General features: G+C 60.9%; 13 protein-coding genes. 6 read left to right on the plus strand and 7 right to left on the minus strand.

The window, feature by feature from the left end; genetic code table 11:
- Nucleotides 1-4 precede the first annotated feature (4 nt).
- From MOP44_RS26065 to MOP44_RS26075, 3 genes are all read right to left on the minus strand, one after another.
- Complete coding sequence (locus tag MOP44_RS26065; protein ID WP_260793501.1) at nucleotides 5-2,053, minus strand: transketolase; 2,049 nt, start codon at nucleotides 2,051-2,053, stop codon at nucleotides 5-7.
- Nucleotides 2,054-2,268: 215 nt separating this feature from the next.
- Nucleotides 2,269-3,492 carry a pyridoxal phosphate-dependent aminotransferase gene (locus tag MOP44_RS26070; protein WP_260793502.1) on the minus strand — a complete coding sequence of 408 codons (1,224 nt, stop codon included), beginning with the start codon at nucleotides 3,490-3,492 and terminating at the stop codon, nucleotides 2,269-2,271.
- 192 nt (nucleotides 3,493-3,684) lie between these two features.
- Nucleotides 3,685-5,868 carry a penicillin acylase family protein gene (locus MOP44_RS26075; protein ID WP_260793503.1) on the minus strand — a complete coding sequence of 728 codons (2,184 nt, stop codon included), beginning with the start codon at nucleotides 5,866-5,868 and terminating at the stop codon, nucleotides 3,685-3,687.
- 162 nt (nucleotides 5,869-6,030) lie between these two features.
- On the opposite strand from MOP44_RS26075, the gene MOP44_RS26080 reads away from it, so the two are divergent.
- Nucleotides 6,031-6,414 carry an EVE domain-containing protein gene (locus tag MOP44_RS26080; RefSeq protein WP_260793504.1) on the plus strand — a complete coding sequence of 128 codons (384 nt, stop codon included), beginning with the start codon at nucleotides 6,031-6,033 and terminating at the stop codon, nucleotides 6,412-6,414.
- A 95-nt stretch (nucleotides 6,415-6,509) separates the two neighbouring features.
- On the opposite strand, the gene MOP44_RS26085 is transcribed toward MOP44_RS26080, so the two are convergent.
- The gene (locus tag MOP44_RS26085) at nucleotides 6,510-6,968 is read right to left on the minus strand and encodes a DUF1569 domain-containing protein (RefSeq protein WP_260793505.1); all 459 of its coding nucleotides are present in this window, start codon (nucleotides 6,966-6,968) and stop codon (nucleotides 6,510-6,512) included.
- 43 nt (nucleotides 6,969-7,011) lie between these two features.
- The gene (locus MOP44_RS26090; protein ID WP_260793506.1) at nucleotides 7,012-8,064 is read right to left on the minus strand and encodes a 3'-5' exoribonuclease YhaM family protein; all 1,053 of its coding nucleotides are present in this window, start codon (nucleotides 8,062-8,064) and stop codon (nucleotides 7,012-7,014) included.
- A gap of 113 nt (nucleotides 8,065-8,177) precedes the next feature.
- Between MOP44_RS26090 and MOP44_RS26095 the strand changes: the two genes are divergently transcribed.
- Nucleotides 8,178-8,660 carry a GNAT family N-acetyltransferase gene (locus MOP44_RS26095; protein WP_260793507.1) on the plus strand — a complete coding sequence of 161 codons (483 nt, stop codon included), beginning with the start codon at nucleotides 8,178-8,180 and terminating at the stop codon, nucleotides 8,658-8,660.
- A 38-nt stretch (nucleotides 8,661-8,698) separates the two neighbouring features.
- On the opposite strand, the gene MOP44_RS26100 is transcribed toward MOP44_RS26095, so the two are convergent.
- Nucleotides 8,699-10,507, minus strand: a complete 1,809-nt coding sequence (locus MOP44_RS26100; protein WP_260793508.1) for a peptidylprolyl isomerase — start codon at nucleotides 10,505-10,507, stop codon at nucleotides 8,699-8,701.
- A 395-nt stretch (nucleotides 10,508-10,902) separates the two neighbouring features.
- On the opposite strand from MOP44_RS26100, the gene MOP44_RS26105 reads away from it, so the two are divergent.
- Nucleotides 10,903-12,558 (plus strand): S41 family peptidase, encoded by a 1,656-nt coding sequence (locus MOP44_RS26105; protein WP_260793509.1) that lies wholly within the window; start codon nucleotides 10,903-10,905, stop codon nucleotides 12,556-12,558.
- A 150-nt stretch (nucleotides 12,559-12,708) separates the two neighbouring features.
- A complete protein-coding gene (locus MOP44_RS26110; protein WP_260793510.1) occupies nucleotides 12,709-13,287 on the plus strand; it encodes a rubrerythrin family protein in 579 nt (192 codons plus the stop codon).
- 6 nt (nucleotides 13,288-13,293) lie between these two features.
- Here the strand turns inward: MOP44_RS26110 and MOP44_RS26115 are convergent, their stop codons facing one another.
- Nucleotides 13,294-13,842 carry a DUF1572 domain-containing protein gene (locus tag MOP44_RS26115; RefSeq protein ID WP_260793511.1) on the minus strand — a complete coding sequence of 183 codons (549 nt, stop codon included), beginning with the start codon at nucleotides 13,840-13,842 and terminating at the stop codon, nucleotides 13,294-13,296.
- 86 nt (nucleotides 13,843-13,928) lie between these two features.
- On the opposite strand from MOP44_RS26115, the gene MOP44_RS26120 reads away from it, so the two are divergent.
- Both MOP44_RS26120 and MOP44_RS26125 read left to right on the plus strand, forming a co-directional pair.
- Nucleotides 13,929-14,969 (plus strand): purine-nucleoside phosphorylase, encoded by a 1,041-nt coding sequence (locus MOP44_RS26120; protein ID WP_260793512.1) that lies wholly within the window; start codon nucleotides 13,929-13,931, stop codon nucleotides 14,967-14,969.
- Nucleotides 14,966-15,382: an OsmC family protein gene (locus tag MOP44_RS26125; RefSeq protein ID WP_260793513.1), complete on the plus strand. Its 417-nt coding sequence runs from the start codon at nucleotides 14,966-14,968 to the stop codon at nucleotides 15,380-15,382. Before MOP44_RS26120 ends, MOP44_RS26125 begins: the two co-directional genes overlap by 4 nt.
- Nucleotides 15,383-15,472 lie beyond the last annotated feature (90 nt).

A 15,472-nucleotide genomic window follows, 5' to 3' on the forward strand; every position in this document is an offset into this window, starting at 1 on the left:
CAGCTTACGCGCGCTCGGCGTGCGATGCCGCTCCGACTGGCTCTCGTTTGTGCGCCATCAGCTCCGCCGCCTTCACGGCGATGTGTTCGGCGCTGACTTCCAGTTCCTTCACCAGTTCCCAGGGAGCTCCTGAATCCCCAAAGCGGTCCTTGATGCCAATCGCGGCGGTGATGATCGGATGGCCGTACATGCGTGGAGTCTCGGTCAACACTAAACTCACCTGTCCAGCCAGCGCGCCGATCTGATGTTCTTCGGCGGTAACGATGGCGCCGGTTTCCAGAGCCGCTCGGACGATCGCTTCCCTGTCGATAGGCTTCAGGGTGTGCATGTTGAGAATGCGCGTGGCGTAGCCGTACTCCTGGCGCAGAATCCACGCAGCCCGCATCGCCTCTGGAACCTCAGGACCGCAGGCGATGATGGTCAGATCCTCGCCTTCATCGCGGCAGTCCTCGTCCAGCCGGGTTTCGAATGCCTCTGCAAAGTTGGCTGCCTGGTGCCGCAGCCGGATGCGGTTGGCTTTGCCGAAGACAAACGGCGTGGCGTCTGCGGTCACGATCGGGGTAGCTTCGCGCGCAAAGCGAATGTATTTCGGTCCGACCTGTTCGAGAAGCAGATGCGTTGTGGCCTTACGCGCTTCCACTACGTCGCAGGGAACAACCACCGACATATTCGGCAGTCCCATCATGGCGAATAGATCTTCGAGAGCCTGGTGGGTGGCTCCGTCCGGCCCTACCGACACTCCCGCGTGCGCCCCGACGATTAACACGTTGAGATTCGAGTAGCAGACCGACACGCGGATCTGGTCGAGATTGCGTGCCGCGGAGAAAGTTGCATAGGAGCCGACGACAGGCAGCTTGCCTTCACGCGCCAGGCCTGCCGCGGCCGACGTAGCAGACTGCTCGGCGATGCCCATGCTGAGCCATCGGGAGGCGCGTTCCGGTTTTCCCGCATAAAAATCGCTGATGGTGATGGAGCCGGAGATATCGAGGCCCAGGCAGACGACGCGCTCGTCGCCGCCATTCGCAGCCAGCGACTGGCCGAGCCCCTTGCGCGTGGGCTCCATCGCCACCTTCATCGAATCACTCGCATTCCACCAGTAATTACGGCTGACGTGCGGCATCCGCGCTTCCAGCTTCTGCTCGGCCTCTGCCTGGTATGCCTTCGCCCGTTCCAGCAGGCGCTCCACGGGAATCTCATCCGCGACGCGCAGGCCGCGGAGGGCCAACGTGAGTTCCTCGCGATTCGGCACCTTGCCGTGCCAGCCGGCCTGGTTCTCCATGAAGCTCACGCCCTTGCCTTTCACCGTATCGGCCAGGATGACTACCGGTTTGCCCTCGCTCTGGCGAGCGTCCTCAAAGACGGCAACGAGGGCCTCCATATTGTGGCCGTCGACGCTGATTACGTTCCAGCCAAAGCTCTCGTACTTGTCGGCGAGGGGCTCGACCTCCATGACGTCTTTGACCCATCCATCGATCTGCAGGCGGTTGCAGTCGATCACGGCGATGAGGTTGTCGAGGTTGTAGTGACCGGCTTCCATGGCCGCCTCCCACACCTGGCCTTCCTGCTGCTCGCCGTCGCCCATGAGGCAGAAGATCTTGTGGTTCCGGCCATCCAGGCGCGCAGCCAGAGCCATGCCTACGGAGATGCTGAGGCCCTGCCCTAGCGAACCCGTGGACACTTCAACGCCGGAAAGCTTGAGGCAGTGGGGATGGCCTTGGAAGGGCGAGCCGAGTTTGCGGAGTGTGACGACATCTTCAAGCGCGCAGAAGCCCGCGAATGCGAGCCCGAGGTAAAGGCTGGGCGCCTTGTGTCCCGCCGACCAGACGATGCGATCGCGATCCGGCCACGCGGGATTGGAAGGATCATGATGGGCTGCGTGCAGATAGAGCGCCGCGGTGATGTCCATGATCGAGAGCGTGCCCCCGGCATGTCCCGATCCGGCAGCGCACAGCGCAACCATGTCATAGCCGCGCATCAGCCTGGCGGCATCGCGCAGTTGTTCAACCGTATATCCGCGAATCACGTTTCCCGTGGACGAATCAATCAGAGGCATCGACTTCTCCTGCCAAACGGAGAGAGATTCTAGGCTTCTCTAAAATGCGCGGTATGTGACAGGGAACACCGGAGGTCAGTGGTCAGTGGTCGGTGGTCAGTGGTCAGTGATCAGTGATCGACCATCCGCGGCGGTTTCAGTTGGCAGCAGTTTGGGCGCGCGGGAGCGGCAGCGGCAGCCACCCCCCGCGAAGAGATTCTTTGATTCGTTGTTACTTATACGTGTGTATTGACCCACTGCTCGATGCGGTCGAGCGCCTTCTGAATGTTCTCAGGCGAGTTGGCCACGCTGAATCGAATGTATCCCTCGCCATAGCTGCCGAAGGCAGTGCCAGACAGGCATGCTACTCCAGCCTCGTCGAGCAGCGCATTGGCCAGCTTCTGCGATGTCCAGCCGGTGCCCTGGATGTTCGGGAACACGTAGAACGCGCCTTTGGGCCGCAGGCAACGGAAGCCCTTGATGCGGTTGAGCCCGTCGACCATCAAGTCGCGCCGTTCGCGGAACGCCTCGCACATGCGCGTGACAGAAGACTGGTCTCCAGTGAGCGCCTCAACCCCGGCCATCTGCGTAAAGCTGGCGGTGCAGGAGTTCGAATTCGTCATGAGGCGTGCGATGTGCGCGGCCAGGTCGGGGCGCATGACGCCGAAGCCAAGCCGCCAGCCGGTCATGGCGTACGTCTTGGAGAATCCATCGAGCAATATAGTGCGCTCGCGGAACTCGGGAATCGATAGCGGCGAGAAGTGCTGCCCCTCGAAGATGAGGCGGCTATAGATCTCGTCAGAAAGCACCATGATGTTGCGGTCGCCAATGACGGAGATGATGTCGTGGATATCCTGCTCGTCGAGCACGCCGCCGGTTGGATTCGCTGGCGAGTTGAGAATGATGACTCGGGTGCGCGGCGTGATGAGGCTGGCGAGTTCATTCACGTCGAGCCGGAACTGGCGCTCTTCGCGCAGCGGGATGGGCACGGCACGCGCGCCGGAGAAGTTGATCATCGACTCATAAATAGGAAAGCCGGGATTGGGATAAATCACTTCATCGCCTTCGTTGGCGAGAGCCAGCATGCAATAGAAGATGATGGGCTTGCCGCCGGGGACCACAACTACCTCGTCGGGGCTGACCTGGATATTGCGGAAGCGGCCTACATCGTTGGCGATGGCTTCGCGCAGTTTGGGCAGGCCGGCGGACGGGCCGTAGTGTGTGAAGCCGCCGCGAAGTGCGCCGACTGCTGCATCGATTACGTTGCCGGGAGTGTCGAAGTCGGGCTCACCGATTTCGAGATGCACGACATCGCGGCCCTTAGCCTCAAGCGCGCGCGCGCGGACGAGGACTTCAAAGGCGGTCTCGGTGCCCAGGCGCTGCATGCGCTCGGCAAGGTGAAGCGGAAAAGGCTGGTGTGCGATTTCGGAGTGTTCGAGTGAAATTGCGGTTGCGGTCATATAAGTCCTCAGCCCCTCAAAGAAGAAATCGGCCTGTGGCCGGAGCCGTCCGGCGCAAAGAGGCCGTAGGGCCATTCCCGTGGCCATTGGAACTCTAGTCCCACTGGTGAGAGGCTGGAATAGACGCAATGCGGTTGTGAGAGGCCCAGGCTTAATGCCGTTAAGCGGAAACGCTGACGCAGTTAATGGCGTTCAGTCGCCCGGATGATAGGTGCGCTTTGTATGGCCTTTGAGCTGGTCGGGGTAGAAGTAAACGTCGCGCAGATTGCCTGAGGCGTAGCGCTCGGCCTCGTCATTAAAGTTGCGTGATTGCGTATTGCCGCTCTCCCCGCCGGCGGTAACCGCGCGGGCGCTCACCTTGTCGCCAAATTCGACAACGGCGACGAAGCTGTTGCCGTAATTTCCATACCAGCGCTTAGTGCCGGGATAGGCGCGCCCCACAAACGCCGCCAGCGAGCCATAACCTCCCGGAACAAACGGAATGGGAATGCTGGCACCCGCGTCGGTGAATTTCGGTGCGAGATCGTCCGTGAGGCGCTGGAAACGATTGATCTGCCCCCATGGTGTGCGCCAGGTTCCAAAGTCGGAAATGAGCTGGTTCGATGCGGTGACCAGGGCGTTGAGCAGGTCGTCAGGGGCGACGCGCGTGACGATCCATTCCTCGCTGGGGACCTTGGATTCGTGGGCCGGACGTGCGACGGTCTTCAGCAGTTCAGTTCCCCAGAACATGCCAAGCGCGGTCTCTACGGAATCGACGCCCCAGCGGGCATCCCATTTGCGCAGGAGCTTCACCTGTTCGGCGAGGGTGGCCTTGCGCTGATCGGCAGGCGGCAAATCGTCGTACGCCTTAACCAGCGCAGGAACGGTGCGCGCGAACCAGGGGATGTAGGAGTCGTATGCGGCTGCACGGAGCGTCTCGAGAGTCCAGTCTCGGCGCGGCTTGCCGTCGGGTGCGAGCAGGAGCATGGCATGCACACCACGCGGCGTCTCGATTCCCTCTTCTACATAAGCTGGAAAATCAGCCTTGTGCAGCGAGTCGGGCCCTGCGCCGTTCCACGGCGAATCATTCACGTTGAAGAGATAGCCAACCTTCGGATTGAGTAGATGCGGGAGTTCGTCGACGCTCATGAGGCCCTGCCAGTTGGTGGCGGGATTGCTGCCGTCCACCGGCTTGGTGTAGTCGAAGCGCGTATCGCGTTTGGGAATGAAGTTGCCCTGCCAGTAGGCAATGTCGCCGTCGGCGTCGGCGAAGACGGTGTTGTTGGAGGAGTTGGCCTGCAATTCCATCGTCTTCTTGTATTCGGCGTAGTTGCGCGCTTTGGTGCGCAGATAGCTCTGCTCAAGCGCGGGGATGGGGATGTTCATGAGCTGAATGGTCACGAAGCGGTCCGCTTCCTGCGCGACCACCGGGCCATGCAGTGAATACATGGCCGTGAATGTGCGCGACTTCATTCCTTCCGGGGTCTTGTAGCGGATCGTGATTTGCTTGTTCGTGAAAGGCTTTGTCTCGGAGCCGTAGCGATAGCGGAGGGTTCCTTTGTCGCGGACGATGGATTCAAGATACTCATCCACAGCGTCAACGTTGCTGGAAGTGTGCATCCAGCCCACGCGATCGTTGAATCCCTGGTAGACGAAGAACTGGCCCCACGTGACCGCGCCGTAGGCGTTCAGGCCTTCGTCGCTCGAAACCTGCAATTCGCTGCGAAAAAAGAACCAGGTATGCGGGTTGATGAGCAGAAGCGCATGATGATTCGCGGTGTTTGACGGAGCGATGGCGATGCCGTTGGAACTGCTCGGCTTGGGTTCCATCCAGGGCAGCGCGGCGTGAGGGCGGGATTCCCAGTTCGACGCGGCAGCGCCGGTGGCATGCGTTCCCTGTGTGTCATAGAAGGCCTGGAGGCGCTTGAGATCGACGCGCTCGATGTCGCCGCCGATGCTGCCCTCAGTAAATGAGAGAGCCATCCACGGCTCGAAGCGGGTGAGCACTTTCGGTTTGGTCTCGGGGTGGCGCGCAAGGTAGTAGTTGATGCCGTCGGCCCAGGCATCCATCAGCTTCCTGAGCCAGTCAGGGCTCGATGCGTAATCGCGCTTCAGATCTTCGGGATCGATGAAGAGGCGCTGGCGCAGATCCTGCCAGATAGCCGGCTCGCCTTCAGCCTCCGCGCGACGCCCCAGTGAGGTGAGGTAATTGGTCTCGACGCGATTGAAGTCGTCTTCGCACTGCGCGTAGATCATCCCGAAGACGGCATCTGCATCGGTCTTGCCGTGGATGTGGGCGATTCCCCAGTCGTCGCGAACGATGGTGACGCGGGAGGCTTCAGCCTTCCATCGCGTCGCATCCGTTGCCTGCGCTCCCGACGCGCATATGCCTGCCATCACCAAACCCGCCAAGACCAAAACCCTGCGCACGTTCGCTACCCCCGCGACTCTCTTTATCGATTCCAGCTTTTCAATCTACCATCGGCGCCCAGCCGGGTTCCCATGTCGGGCCCCCATTTTCCCCATGCGATCGGCGCGCGCGTGCCTTAGGATGAGCGCATGAGCGACTACTTCCTCTTCAAGACTGAACCTACGGTTTATTCCTTCGATGATTTCCTGCGTGACAAGGAGACGGTGTGGGATGGCGTGACCAATCCCACGGCCGTGAAGCACCTCCGCGAACTGAAGAAGGGTACGAAGTGGATTTTCTATCACACGGGCGATGAGCGCACCGCGGTTGGGACTGGGTCTGTAGTGAGTGTCGACGCGTCGGATCCCAAGGTGCCGATTGTGAAGGTGAAAGTCGGGCAGAAGCTGAAATCGCCGAAGAGCCTTGACGCGATCAAGGCCGCATCCGTTTTCCACGATTCGCCACTGGTGAAGATCGGGAGGCTTTCAGTAGTGCCGTTGACGGAAGCGCAGTGGGACTGGTTCCTGGGATAAAGACAGGCAGTAGGGAATAGGGAGCAGGAGTAGAAAACAGGCAGGAGGCCCGCTTTGCTTTCGTTCTTCCTATTCCTGATTCCCTATTCCCTGGTTTACGCTCCGAACTGGCGCAGGTGGTGGTCGGTGTGCAGATAGCCCCAGCGCATCCAGTCCTTCTCGCTCATCACTCGGAACATGGGATGCGGCCGGAACTGGAAGGTGCGGGGCTGCGCCGTGAACTTGTCGATGGCGGCGAGGAGGGTGCGCATGTCGCAATCGAACTGCGTCGGCGGAGTTCCGCCGATCTGCTGATCCATCTCGGGGCGCGTGGGGACACCTTGCGGCCACTTGAACGGTGCATAGAGGACGAAGCTCTTCATCAGCGGCCACAGGTTGAAACCGCGCGGGGTTTCAATCGGCTTCTCGCCCATGACGCTGAGAAAGGCGTCGGTGACGTGGCAGATCATTTGCGACGCATTCATCTTGCCCCATTGACGCGGAGTGTCTGGGCGGATTGCAGCCAGACGAGCGAGGATCTCCTGTTTGCCTGCCGCATCGCTGAGATATTTCATCTACCCCTCACAAATCAATTTCGCTGGACGCTTCCCTGCTGCCCTACTTCAGGCCGAAGAACAATTCCGTTTGTGACTGATCCTCAGGTTCAGTCTTTCCTGGCTCTGCGGGACCCAGCCATCCACGGGTATTGAGCAATTGCCGCTGGTCGAGCGCCCACACCTTGCCGGTGAGCTCATCAGGGGCTTTGCCTTCGCGCGCACACTTGTCGAACTCGCCCTGCACGGCCTGCATCTTGGCGTCGAGGTCATCAAGGAAGTTCAGTACCAGCGCCTCGGGAATCATGGGAAGCTTGGGCGATCCAAATTCCAGCTTGCCATGATGCGAGAGGATCACGTGCAGCACCAGCGTCTTGAGGCGCGGCGGGAAATCGGGAATCGCATCCATGGTCTTCTCCGCAAGCGATGCGCCCATCTGGATGTGGCCGAGGAGGATGCCTTCGGTGGTGTACTCGAAGCCAACGTCCCAGGAGAGTTCCTGGATCTTTCCGATGTCGTGCAGCATGACGCCGGTGAGCAGCAGGTCACGGTGCAGAATCGGATAGTGCGGCGCGACGCGGTCAGCCAGCGTGAGCAGACTGATGACATGCTCGAGCAGGCCGCCGAGATATGCGTGATGCAGTTGCTTGGCGGCGGGCGCTTCGCGGAAGGCGGAGGCGATTTGCAGATTGTTGAAGATGTTGCCGACGAGCAGCTTGAGATGCGGATCGGTGAAGGAGTCGATGAAGCCGAGAAGCTTCTGCCAGAGCTCCTGCACGTCGTAAGTGGTGGCCGGCATCAGGTCGGCCTTTTCTACTTCTTCTGTGGAAAGCGCCTTGCGCAGCTGCTCCACCTTCATCTGCAGGCGGTCGTTGAAGCGCGACACGCAGCCGCGAACCTTGACGACATCGCCACGCTCGAAGTCCTTTGCGATGCGCGAGTCGTTTACGTCCCACACGCGGCCTTCAAGTTGGCCGGTCTTATCGCAGAACACGATGTTGAGGTAAGGCTTGTTGGTCTGGGTAGTTCTGAGCTGGCGATGCAGAACAAGAAAGTAGGTATCGAAGACCCGTGTCTCTTCAAACGAATTGAGCTGCGAGATAAAGATTTCCTTCATGCTGCGGGAAGAATAACAGGGCCGAAGGCCAGTTCGCAGTTCACAGTTCGTAGTTCACAGCAGGTGCGAGCGAATGAAGGAATTAAGTTAGGCGGGACGATATCCTGAATACCGTGACAGATACGCGGGAATCGATCGACGACGCAGTGACGATGCGCGAGATGCGGTACGAAGATACGGAGACCATTGCACAGCTCACAACACAACTGGGCTACCGGCGCAGCGCTGACGAAATTGCCGCCTGGATCGCGCGCCTCGATCGCGGAAACCCTGAACAGATTGCGTTCGTGGCGTGCGTGCGGGGAGAAGTAGTCGCCTGGATCGAAGTATCGATCGAGCGCCGGCTGCAGTCGGAGCCTTTCGGCTTCATCGGCGGACTTGTGGTGAGCGAGCGCGTGCGCGGCCGCGGAATCGGCCGGCGCCTGTGCGAACGCGCCGAAGAGTGGACCCGCGAGCAGGGCCTGGAAATCCTCCGCGTCACCTCCCGCAGCACCCGAGAAGGTGCGCATCGTTTTTATATTCGCGACGGATATCATGAGGTGAAGACGTCACTCGTGTTCGAAAAGCGCGTCGGTCCGAAAACAGAACGGCCCTGAACTTCGCGCTCAGGGCCATTCGCTGTTGATCGTCGACTTTACTGCTGCGGCTGGGTAGGTGCGGTTGATGGCGCCGGAGCGGGAGGCTGCGCAGGCTGACCTGGTGCAGGCGCGCCTTGTACCGGCCCAATCGGAGTCGGCTGGACCGGTGCGGTCTGCTGTTGCGGCTGGTCGCTCTTCTTCTTGTCCTGCAGGCGAGTCTTCTCGCTCGTAGTTGTTGCTTGCTTCTTCTTTTTCTTGGTGGTGTCGCCCTTCAGACCGAGCGCGGCCGACTGCGTCTGGCGGTCAGCGACCTCAGCAGCGTCCGGCGCCGCTGCCGGATTCTGCGCAGGATAGCTGGCCTTCTCCGGGTGGGCTGCCTGCTGCTTCTTGTCCTTGGGGACGCGGGCGCGATCGCTGTAGCGCGTCTTCTTCTGCTCGGGAGCCTCGGGTTCTACGGGCGCATCAGCCTGTGCCACCTGAGCGCCCTGGCCGACACTCTGCCCGGTCGCGCCTGCGTCCTCGGTCTGAGTCGGAGCGGCGCTGGGAAGCGTCTTGGTGGGCGCCTGGCCGTAGCGGATCTTTTCCTTCTTGCCGGGCTTCTGGGTGGCCGGCTGGGCGGAGGCCGTATGCGTCGCTGCAGAAGCCGTCTGCGTGCCGGCGGCAGCGCCAGAGGCAGCAGGAGCTTCAGCCCCGGCAGCAGCGGCATCAGTGCCGGGCATCGAGGTCTTCGAGCGGAAGTGCGTGTTCTCGCGGAAACGGGTGCGCTCAACCTTCTTCTTCTTCTTCGGCTGAGGCGGCGTGTACTGCGAGTAGGCGATGGGGTTCACGCGCTTGTTGCTGCTTGCGCCTGAGTCAGTGAAACCGGGCGCGATGTCGATATAGGCGTCCTCGCGCATCTTGGTCAGATACTCGCGAATCGCCGGTTCCATCTTCGAGCCGTAGTAGTCCTGCTCGACCTGCTGCTCCACATCCTTATATTCCTGAACGCCGCCGGAGTTATGCTGCACCACCTTGAAGATCACAAAACCCTGCTTCGTGCGGATGGGGTCGGTGATTGTTCCGGTGGGCTGGCTGAAGGTAGCGTCTTCAAAGATCTTGTTGAGCTGGCCGCGCTTGTAGGTACCAAGATCGCCGCCCTGCCCGGCCGTCTGGCCTTCGCTGACCGATTTCGCCACCTGCGTGAAGTCGGCCCCACCGCGGAGCTTCGCGACCGCATCGTCGGCCTTGGTCTTTGCCGCGGCAACCTGGGCATCTGTGGCATCGGCAGGAGTGCCCACCAATATCTCGCTCAGCTTGACGCTTTCGGGCTGAACGTACTCCTGCTTGTGCTGCTCGTAATAGCGCTGCACCTCGCCGGGCGTAAAGGAGATGTGCCGGCCCACCTCGTCGCGCATCACCTGCTGGGTGATGATCTGGTTGCGGATGTTGGCCTTGAAATCCTCGTAGCTGACGCCCTGCTCCTGCGCCGCCTTCTCCAGATCTTCGAGGCTGGAGAGGTTGTACTGCTTGCGGATCTCGTTGAGGCGGTTGATCAGCTCGGTTTCGCCGGTGATGCCCAGTTCCTTGCCCTTGGAGATCCAGAGCTGCTGATCGATAAGGTTGCGGAGCAGGTCGCGATGCGCTTCAGAGATCTGCTGCATGCTGGCGCCGGCCTTGCGGGCCTCGTCATCCAGCTCCTTCTGGGAGCGATCGTAGTCGGACCGGGTGATGATCTGGTCGTTGACGCGGGCGATGATGTCTTCAACCGTGACGCCGCCGTAAGGGCTAGCCGGCTCAGCGGGACGTGACTGGGCCAGGGCAGGGGTCGCAAGCAGCGCCGCGCTCAGCACAGTCACCGCGGGGATACGAAGAAAATTCAAGGTCATAGGTCGGCACACGGCAGGGGGCCAGCGATCTCCACCTGAGGTATAGACGTCATTGTAAATGTTGGGAGAGCGGAGGAGACAGGGGCTGCTCGGCCCGAGTAACTGGTTCACAAGTGGCAGAGTGACAAAGTGGCAGAGTGACAGAGTTTCGGACAACGATTCGTTGCTATACGAGCGAGGGTTAGCAGAACGCGGCCTTGGCCATTCGCTTGACAGGCTACTCGCACTTGGCGCTTTGCCACTCCGCCGCTTCGCCACTCCCGACGCCTTTTCTCGCTCCCTTCGGCTGCTACCGCGCGTCAAATATGGAGTGCGCTATACTTTAGTGCAAAGGCTGCTGTGCTGGACGTGTACTTTGCCACTGGCCGCACCTGCCGCCGGAGGTTCTGCCGCTTATGACTCCCCGCGCCCGCCGCGCCTTATTCATCACCATTCTCTTTTTTGTCGCCTGCGCCCTGGTCGGCTCATTGCTCCAGCGCAAGGTTGGGGCTCAATCGTCTGAGGACGAGAGCCAGATCCGCGACAATCTAAAGCAGTTCACCAACGTTTACGCCCTGGTGGAGCAGAACTACGCCGAGCCCATCAACGGCGACAAGATCGACGCCGTTATCTACGACGGCGCCATCCCGGGCATGCTGCGGACGCTGGACCCGCACTCTAACTTCTACGATCCAAAGGCTTACGCCAAGATGCGCGAAGATCAGCGCGGCCACTACTACGGCGTGGGCATGGTGATCCAGCAGCAGAAAGAGAAGATTTACGTCATCACCCCCTACGAGGGCACGCCGTCGTTCCGTGCCGGCATCCGTCCGGGCGACGTAATCACGGCCGTCGACGGCAAGCAGGTGGTGACCGAGGGCAACAATCCTGACGCCCTGGCCTCGTCGGACGCAGTGGCCAAGGCTCTCAAGGGACCCAAGGGCACCCATGTTCAGGTGACCATGAGCCGCGAGGGACAGACCAAGCCGCTCACCTTCGACCTGGTCCGCGACGAGATTCCGCACCCCTCCGTGGACCTTAAGTATGAGATCCGTCCTGGCGTCGGGTACATCCACCTGACCCAGTTCCAGGAGACGACCGCCCAGGAAGTGATTGACGCCATCAACAGCTTCGGCGCTATCAAGGGCCTGGTGTTCGACCTCCGCGGCAACCCCGGCGGCCTGCTGAGCCAGGCAGTTGAGGTCTGCGACCATCTTCTTTCCAAGGGCCAGACGATCGTTTCCCAGCGCGGGCGCGCCTATCCCGACCAGAACTACACGGCGACTCACGGCAATGACGGCAAGGCCTTCCCGATCGTGGTGCTGGTGAACCGCAACACGGCTTCAGCGGCGGAGATCGTTTCCGGCGCGCTGCAGGATCACGACCGCGCCCTGATCGTCGGCGAGACGACGTTCGGCAAGGGCCTGGTGCAGACGGTCTATAACCTGAGCGAAAACACCGGCCTGGCGCTGACAACGTATCACTATTACACGCCGTCCGGACGCCTGATCCAGCGCAACTACTCCGGCGTTTCGCTCTACGATTACTACTACAACCATGCCGGTGCCGAGCCCGCGGACAAGACAAACCGCGAAGTGAAGATGACCGACTCCGGCCGCACGGTCTATGGCGGCGGCGGCATCACGCCGGACGAAAAGATCGACTCGCCCAAGGCGAACAAGTTCCAAGACGAGGTTGGCTACCGGTACACGTTCTTCCACTTCGCGCCGCACTACCTGGCTAACCACACCGTCGACAAGAACTTCCAGGTGGACGATTCGGTGATGAACGATTTCAAGCAGTTCCTCACCAGCCTGAATATTCCGTTCACTGAGAAGGACATTGCCGACAATGCTGACTGGCTCAAGATCAACATCAAGGAAGCCCTGTTAGGCAGCCAGTTCGGACAGTTGCAGGGTCTGCGGGTCCACGCCGACTGGGATCCCGAAATCCAGAAGGCGCTGAGCTTCCTACCCGAGGCGCAGGCACTGGAAGACAACGCGCACAAGGTTCTGGCCGAGAAGGCGCAGGCCCACGAAACTCCGCAGGGAGCGGCAGCGGCCCGGCCGTAAGCCAAGTCAACCAAAAGCAAAGCGGACAGGTCCCAGACCTGTCCGCTTTTGCTTTTGGGCCGACGCGAGCCGAATTCTTGGCCCGTAACGGCCATCACAGCGCGGAATAGCGGATGCGTCCAAGCTGGTTGCTGATTCGCGAGGTGCACCATGCAAGCCATCGCCTCTGAGCACGAAGTTCTTATCGATAATCTCCGGACAGCCTTCGACAACGAATCCAATGCCTACGTCCGCTACATCGAATTCGCCGGGAAAGCCGACGGCGAAGGATGGCACGGCGTGGCGAGCCTGTTTCGAGCTGCCGCCCGCGCCGAGGAGATCCACGCAGCCAATCACGGACGCATCCTGCACCAAATCGGCTCCGAATTGCACTTCAAGCCGATCAACATCGAAGTGGGCACCACGCTGGAGAACGTCCGCACTGCGCTCGCTGACGAGATCTCCGAAGTAGACACCATTTATCCCACATGGCTGGAACTCGCGCGCACCGCCCGCGACGTCGCGGTGGTGCGCACCTTTAGCTGGGCTCTTGCTGCGGAGAAGACCCACGCGCGGCTTTTCAACGAAGCGCTTGCGCTGCTGGAAATAGAAGACGAGGACTCGTGGATCACGATGCCGCGTGATTTCCATGTCTGCCCCGTGTGCGGCTACACGTCGGAAAACGATGCGCCTGAGGAGATCTGCCCGACCTGCTTCTGCCTGCGAAGTCGGTTTGAATCGGTCAACTGAGGCGGACTATCGCTGGCTCGCCTCGCCCGCGGCTACCTGTCTGTTGAACTCGGCCGACTTCCTGCGCGGCACACTGAGAGATTGCCAGCCGGGTCCGGCGAAGTGTTTGGCAAGCAGCACGATCTGGCCGATGTGATGCGGGTAGTGCGCAACCTGCCGATTGATGGCTTGCATCACCGAGTGGGCCTCACCGCGGATGTGCACCGTGCGATCGAGGTCATCATCCGTCAGCGGCTCCAGCGCGTTGAACACGTAAGCCCATCCATCCTCCCAATCGCGTAGCACCGCCTCCCGCGTCGCCGCAGGCTCCTCGAATTCGCTATCGCGATTGCGCGTGGCCTTCTCGCCGTCGCTGGTGAGGAAGTCGGTCCAGCGCGAGCGCATGTTGCCCGCCATGTGCTTCACGATAATCGCGATGGAATTGGACTCGCCATCGAGCGCGGCAAACAGATGCTCGTCGGCAACCTGCGCCATCGCGCGGTCGCCCAGCTTCTTGTAGTAGCGGAAGATCTCGAGTGAATCTTCAAGGTACGAAGTGGTAAATTTCAGCGCCATGGCGTCATTATGATTTCCTGCAGCCACCGGGGTCCAGCCCTGACTGAGACATCGGTTGGGCTTGCGACGCAATTTACCATCGCAGCATGATCCCTTGTTGGCGGCGTATTTCCTGTTCTCTGCTGATTCTCTTCGCGGTGGCCGTGGTCGCCCAGAAAAAGCCCGTCCCCGTAAAGGTTGTCGTGGTCACGATGTTCGAAGTGGGGAACGACACGGGCGATGCTCCCGGCGAACTCCAATACTGGGTGGAACGCGATCATCTCGATCACGCGTACCCGCTGCCGGCCGGTTATCACGCGGTCCGCATGAACGATCAGGGCGAGATGGCGGTACTGACCGGCCAGGGCACGGCGCACGCAGCCGCCACCATCATGGCACTGGGACTTGATCCCCAGTTTGATTTTTCGCACGCGTACTGGATCGTTGCCGGAATTGCCGGCGGAAACCCGGAACAGGTCTCACTGGGATCAGCCGCCTGGGCTCGCTTTGTGGTGGATAGCGACCTGGGATACGACATCGACGCCCGGGAGATTCCGAAGGACTGGGCGACCGGCTATCTGCCTCTGCGCAAGACGAGTCCGTTTGAGCCGCCAGCCGAGGCGCTGCCGGGACAGGTGTTTGAGCTCAATGCGAACCTCGCGGCTTGGGCATTCAAGTTGACGAAAGATGTGCCGCTCGAGGACAGTGACCACCTGAAACAAGTGCGCGCCGAATTTAGCGGGACTGCAGCACATCGCGCACCCTTCGTCACCATGGGCGACGAGATAACCGGCTCTCGCTACTGGCATGGCAAGCTGATGGACGCATGGGCTGCGGAGTGGATGCGCTACTTCACCGATGGGAGGGGCACGTTTGCCACCACGGCCATGGAGGACACGGGCACGCTGCAGTCGCTTCATTTTCTGGCGAACGCCGGCCGCGTCGATTGGTCGCGCGTCCTGGTGCTGCGCACCGTGAGCAACTACGATCAGCAGCCGCGCGGCCTTGACGCGGCGCAAAGCCTCGCCCGGCAGCGCATCGGGAACTACAGCGCCTATCTGCCCTCGCTTGAGGCGGCGTATCGCGTCGGCCACACCGTTGTGAACGAATTGCTGACAAACTGGGCGAAGTATGCGGAGGCCAAATGAGAATTTCGGCACGCGTCGAGAACACGCGCGGCGACCATCGCGCAACTGTCGAGACCAACGAGCAGCAGAAGAGCCTTACGATCCCCGCCAAGCCCGAAGGACTCGGCTCCGCAGTCAACGGAGGCGAGTTCCTGTTCCTCGCGTTGGCCACCTGCTACTGCAACGACATCTATCGAGAGGCTGCGAAGCGCGGACTCAGCGTCAGCCGGGTGGGTGTCGAGGTAAACGGCGAGTTCGGCGGCCCCGGCGATCCGGCAAAGAACATCGAGTATCGCGCGAGCGTAGAGTCCGATGCGCCGCGCGAAGAGGTGCTTGCGTTGATGCGCCACACCGACACCGTCGCCGAGATCCAGAACACACTGCGGCATTCGTCCACAGTCACGCTGGTCGACTGCCAGGTGACGAACCCGTGACGCGGCTTTCCCGGTCCGCTTGGCAAACGCAGGACCGGCAGTAGAGAATGCTCTCGTCACACATACCATCTGATCCGCCTTCGAATCGCC

This window comes from Occallatibacter riparius (assembly GCF_025264625.1).
In the GTDB taxonomy this organism is placed as follows: Bacteria; Acidobacteriota; Terriglobia; order Terriglobales; family Acidobacteriaceae; genus Telmatobacter; species Telmatobacter riparius.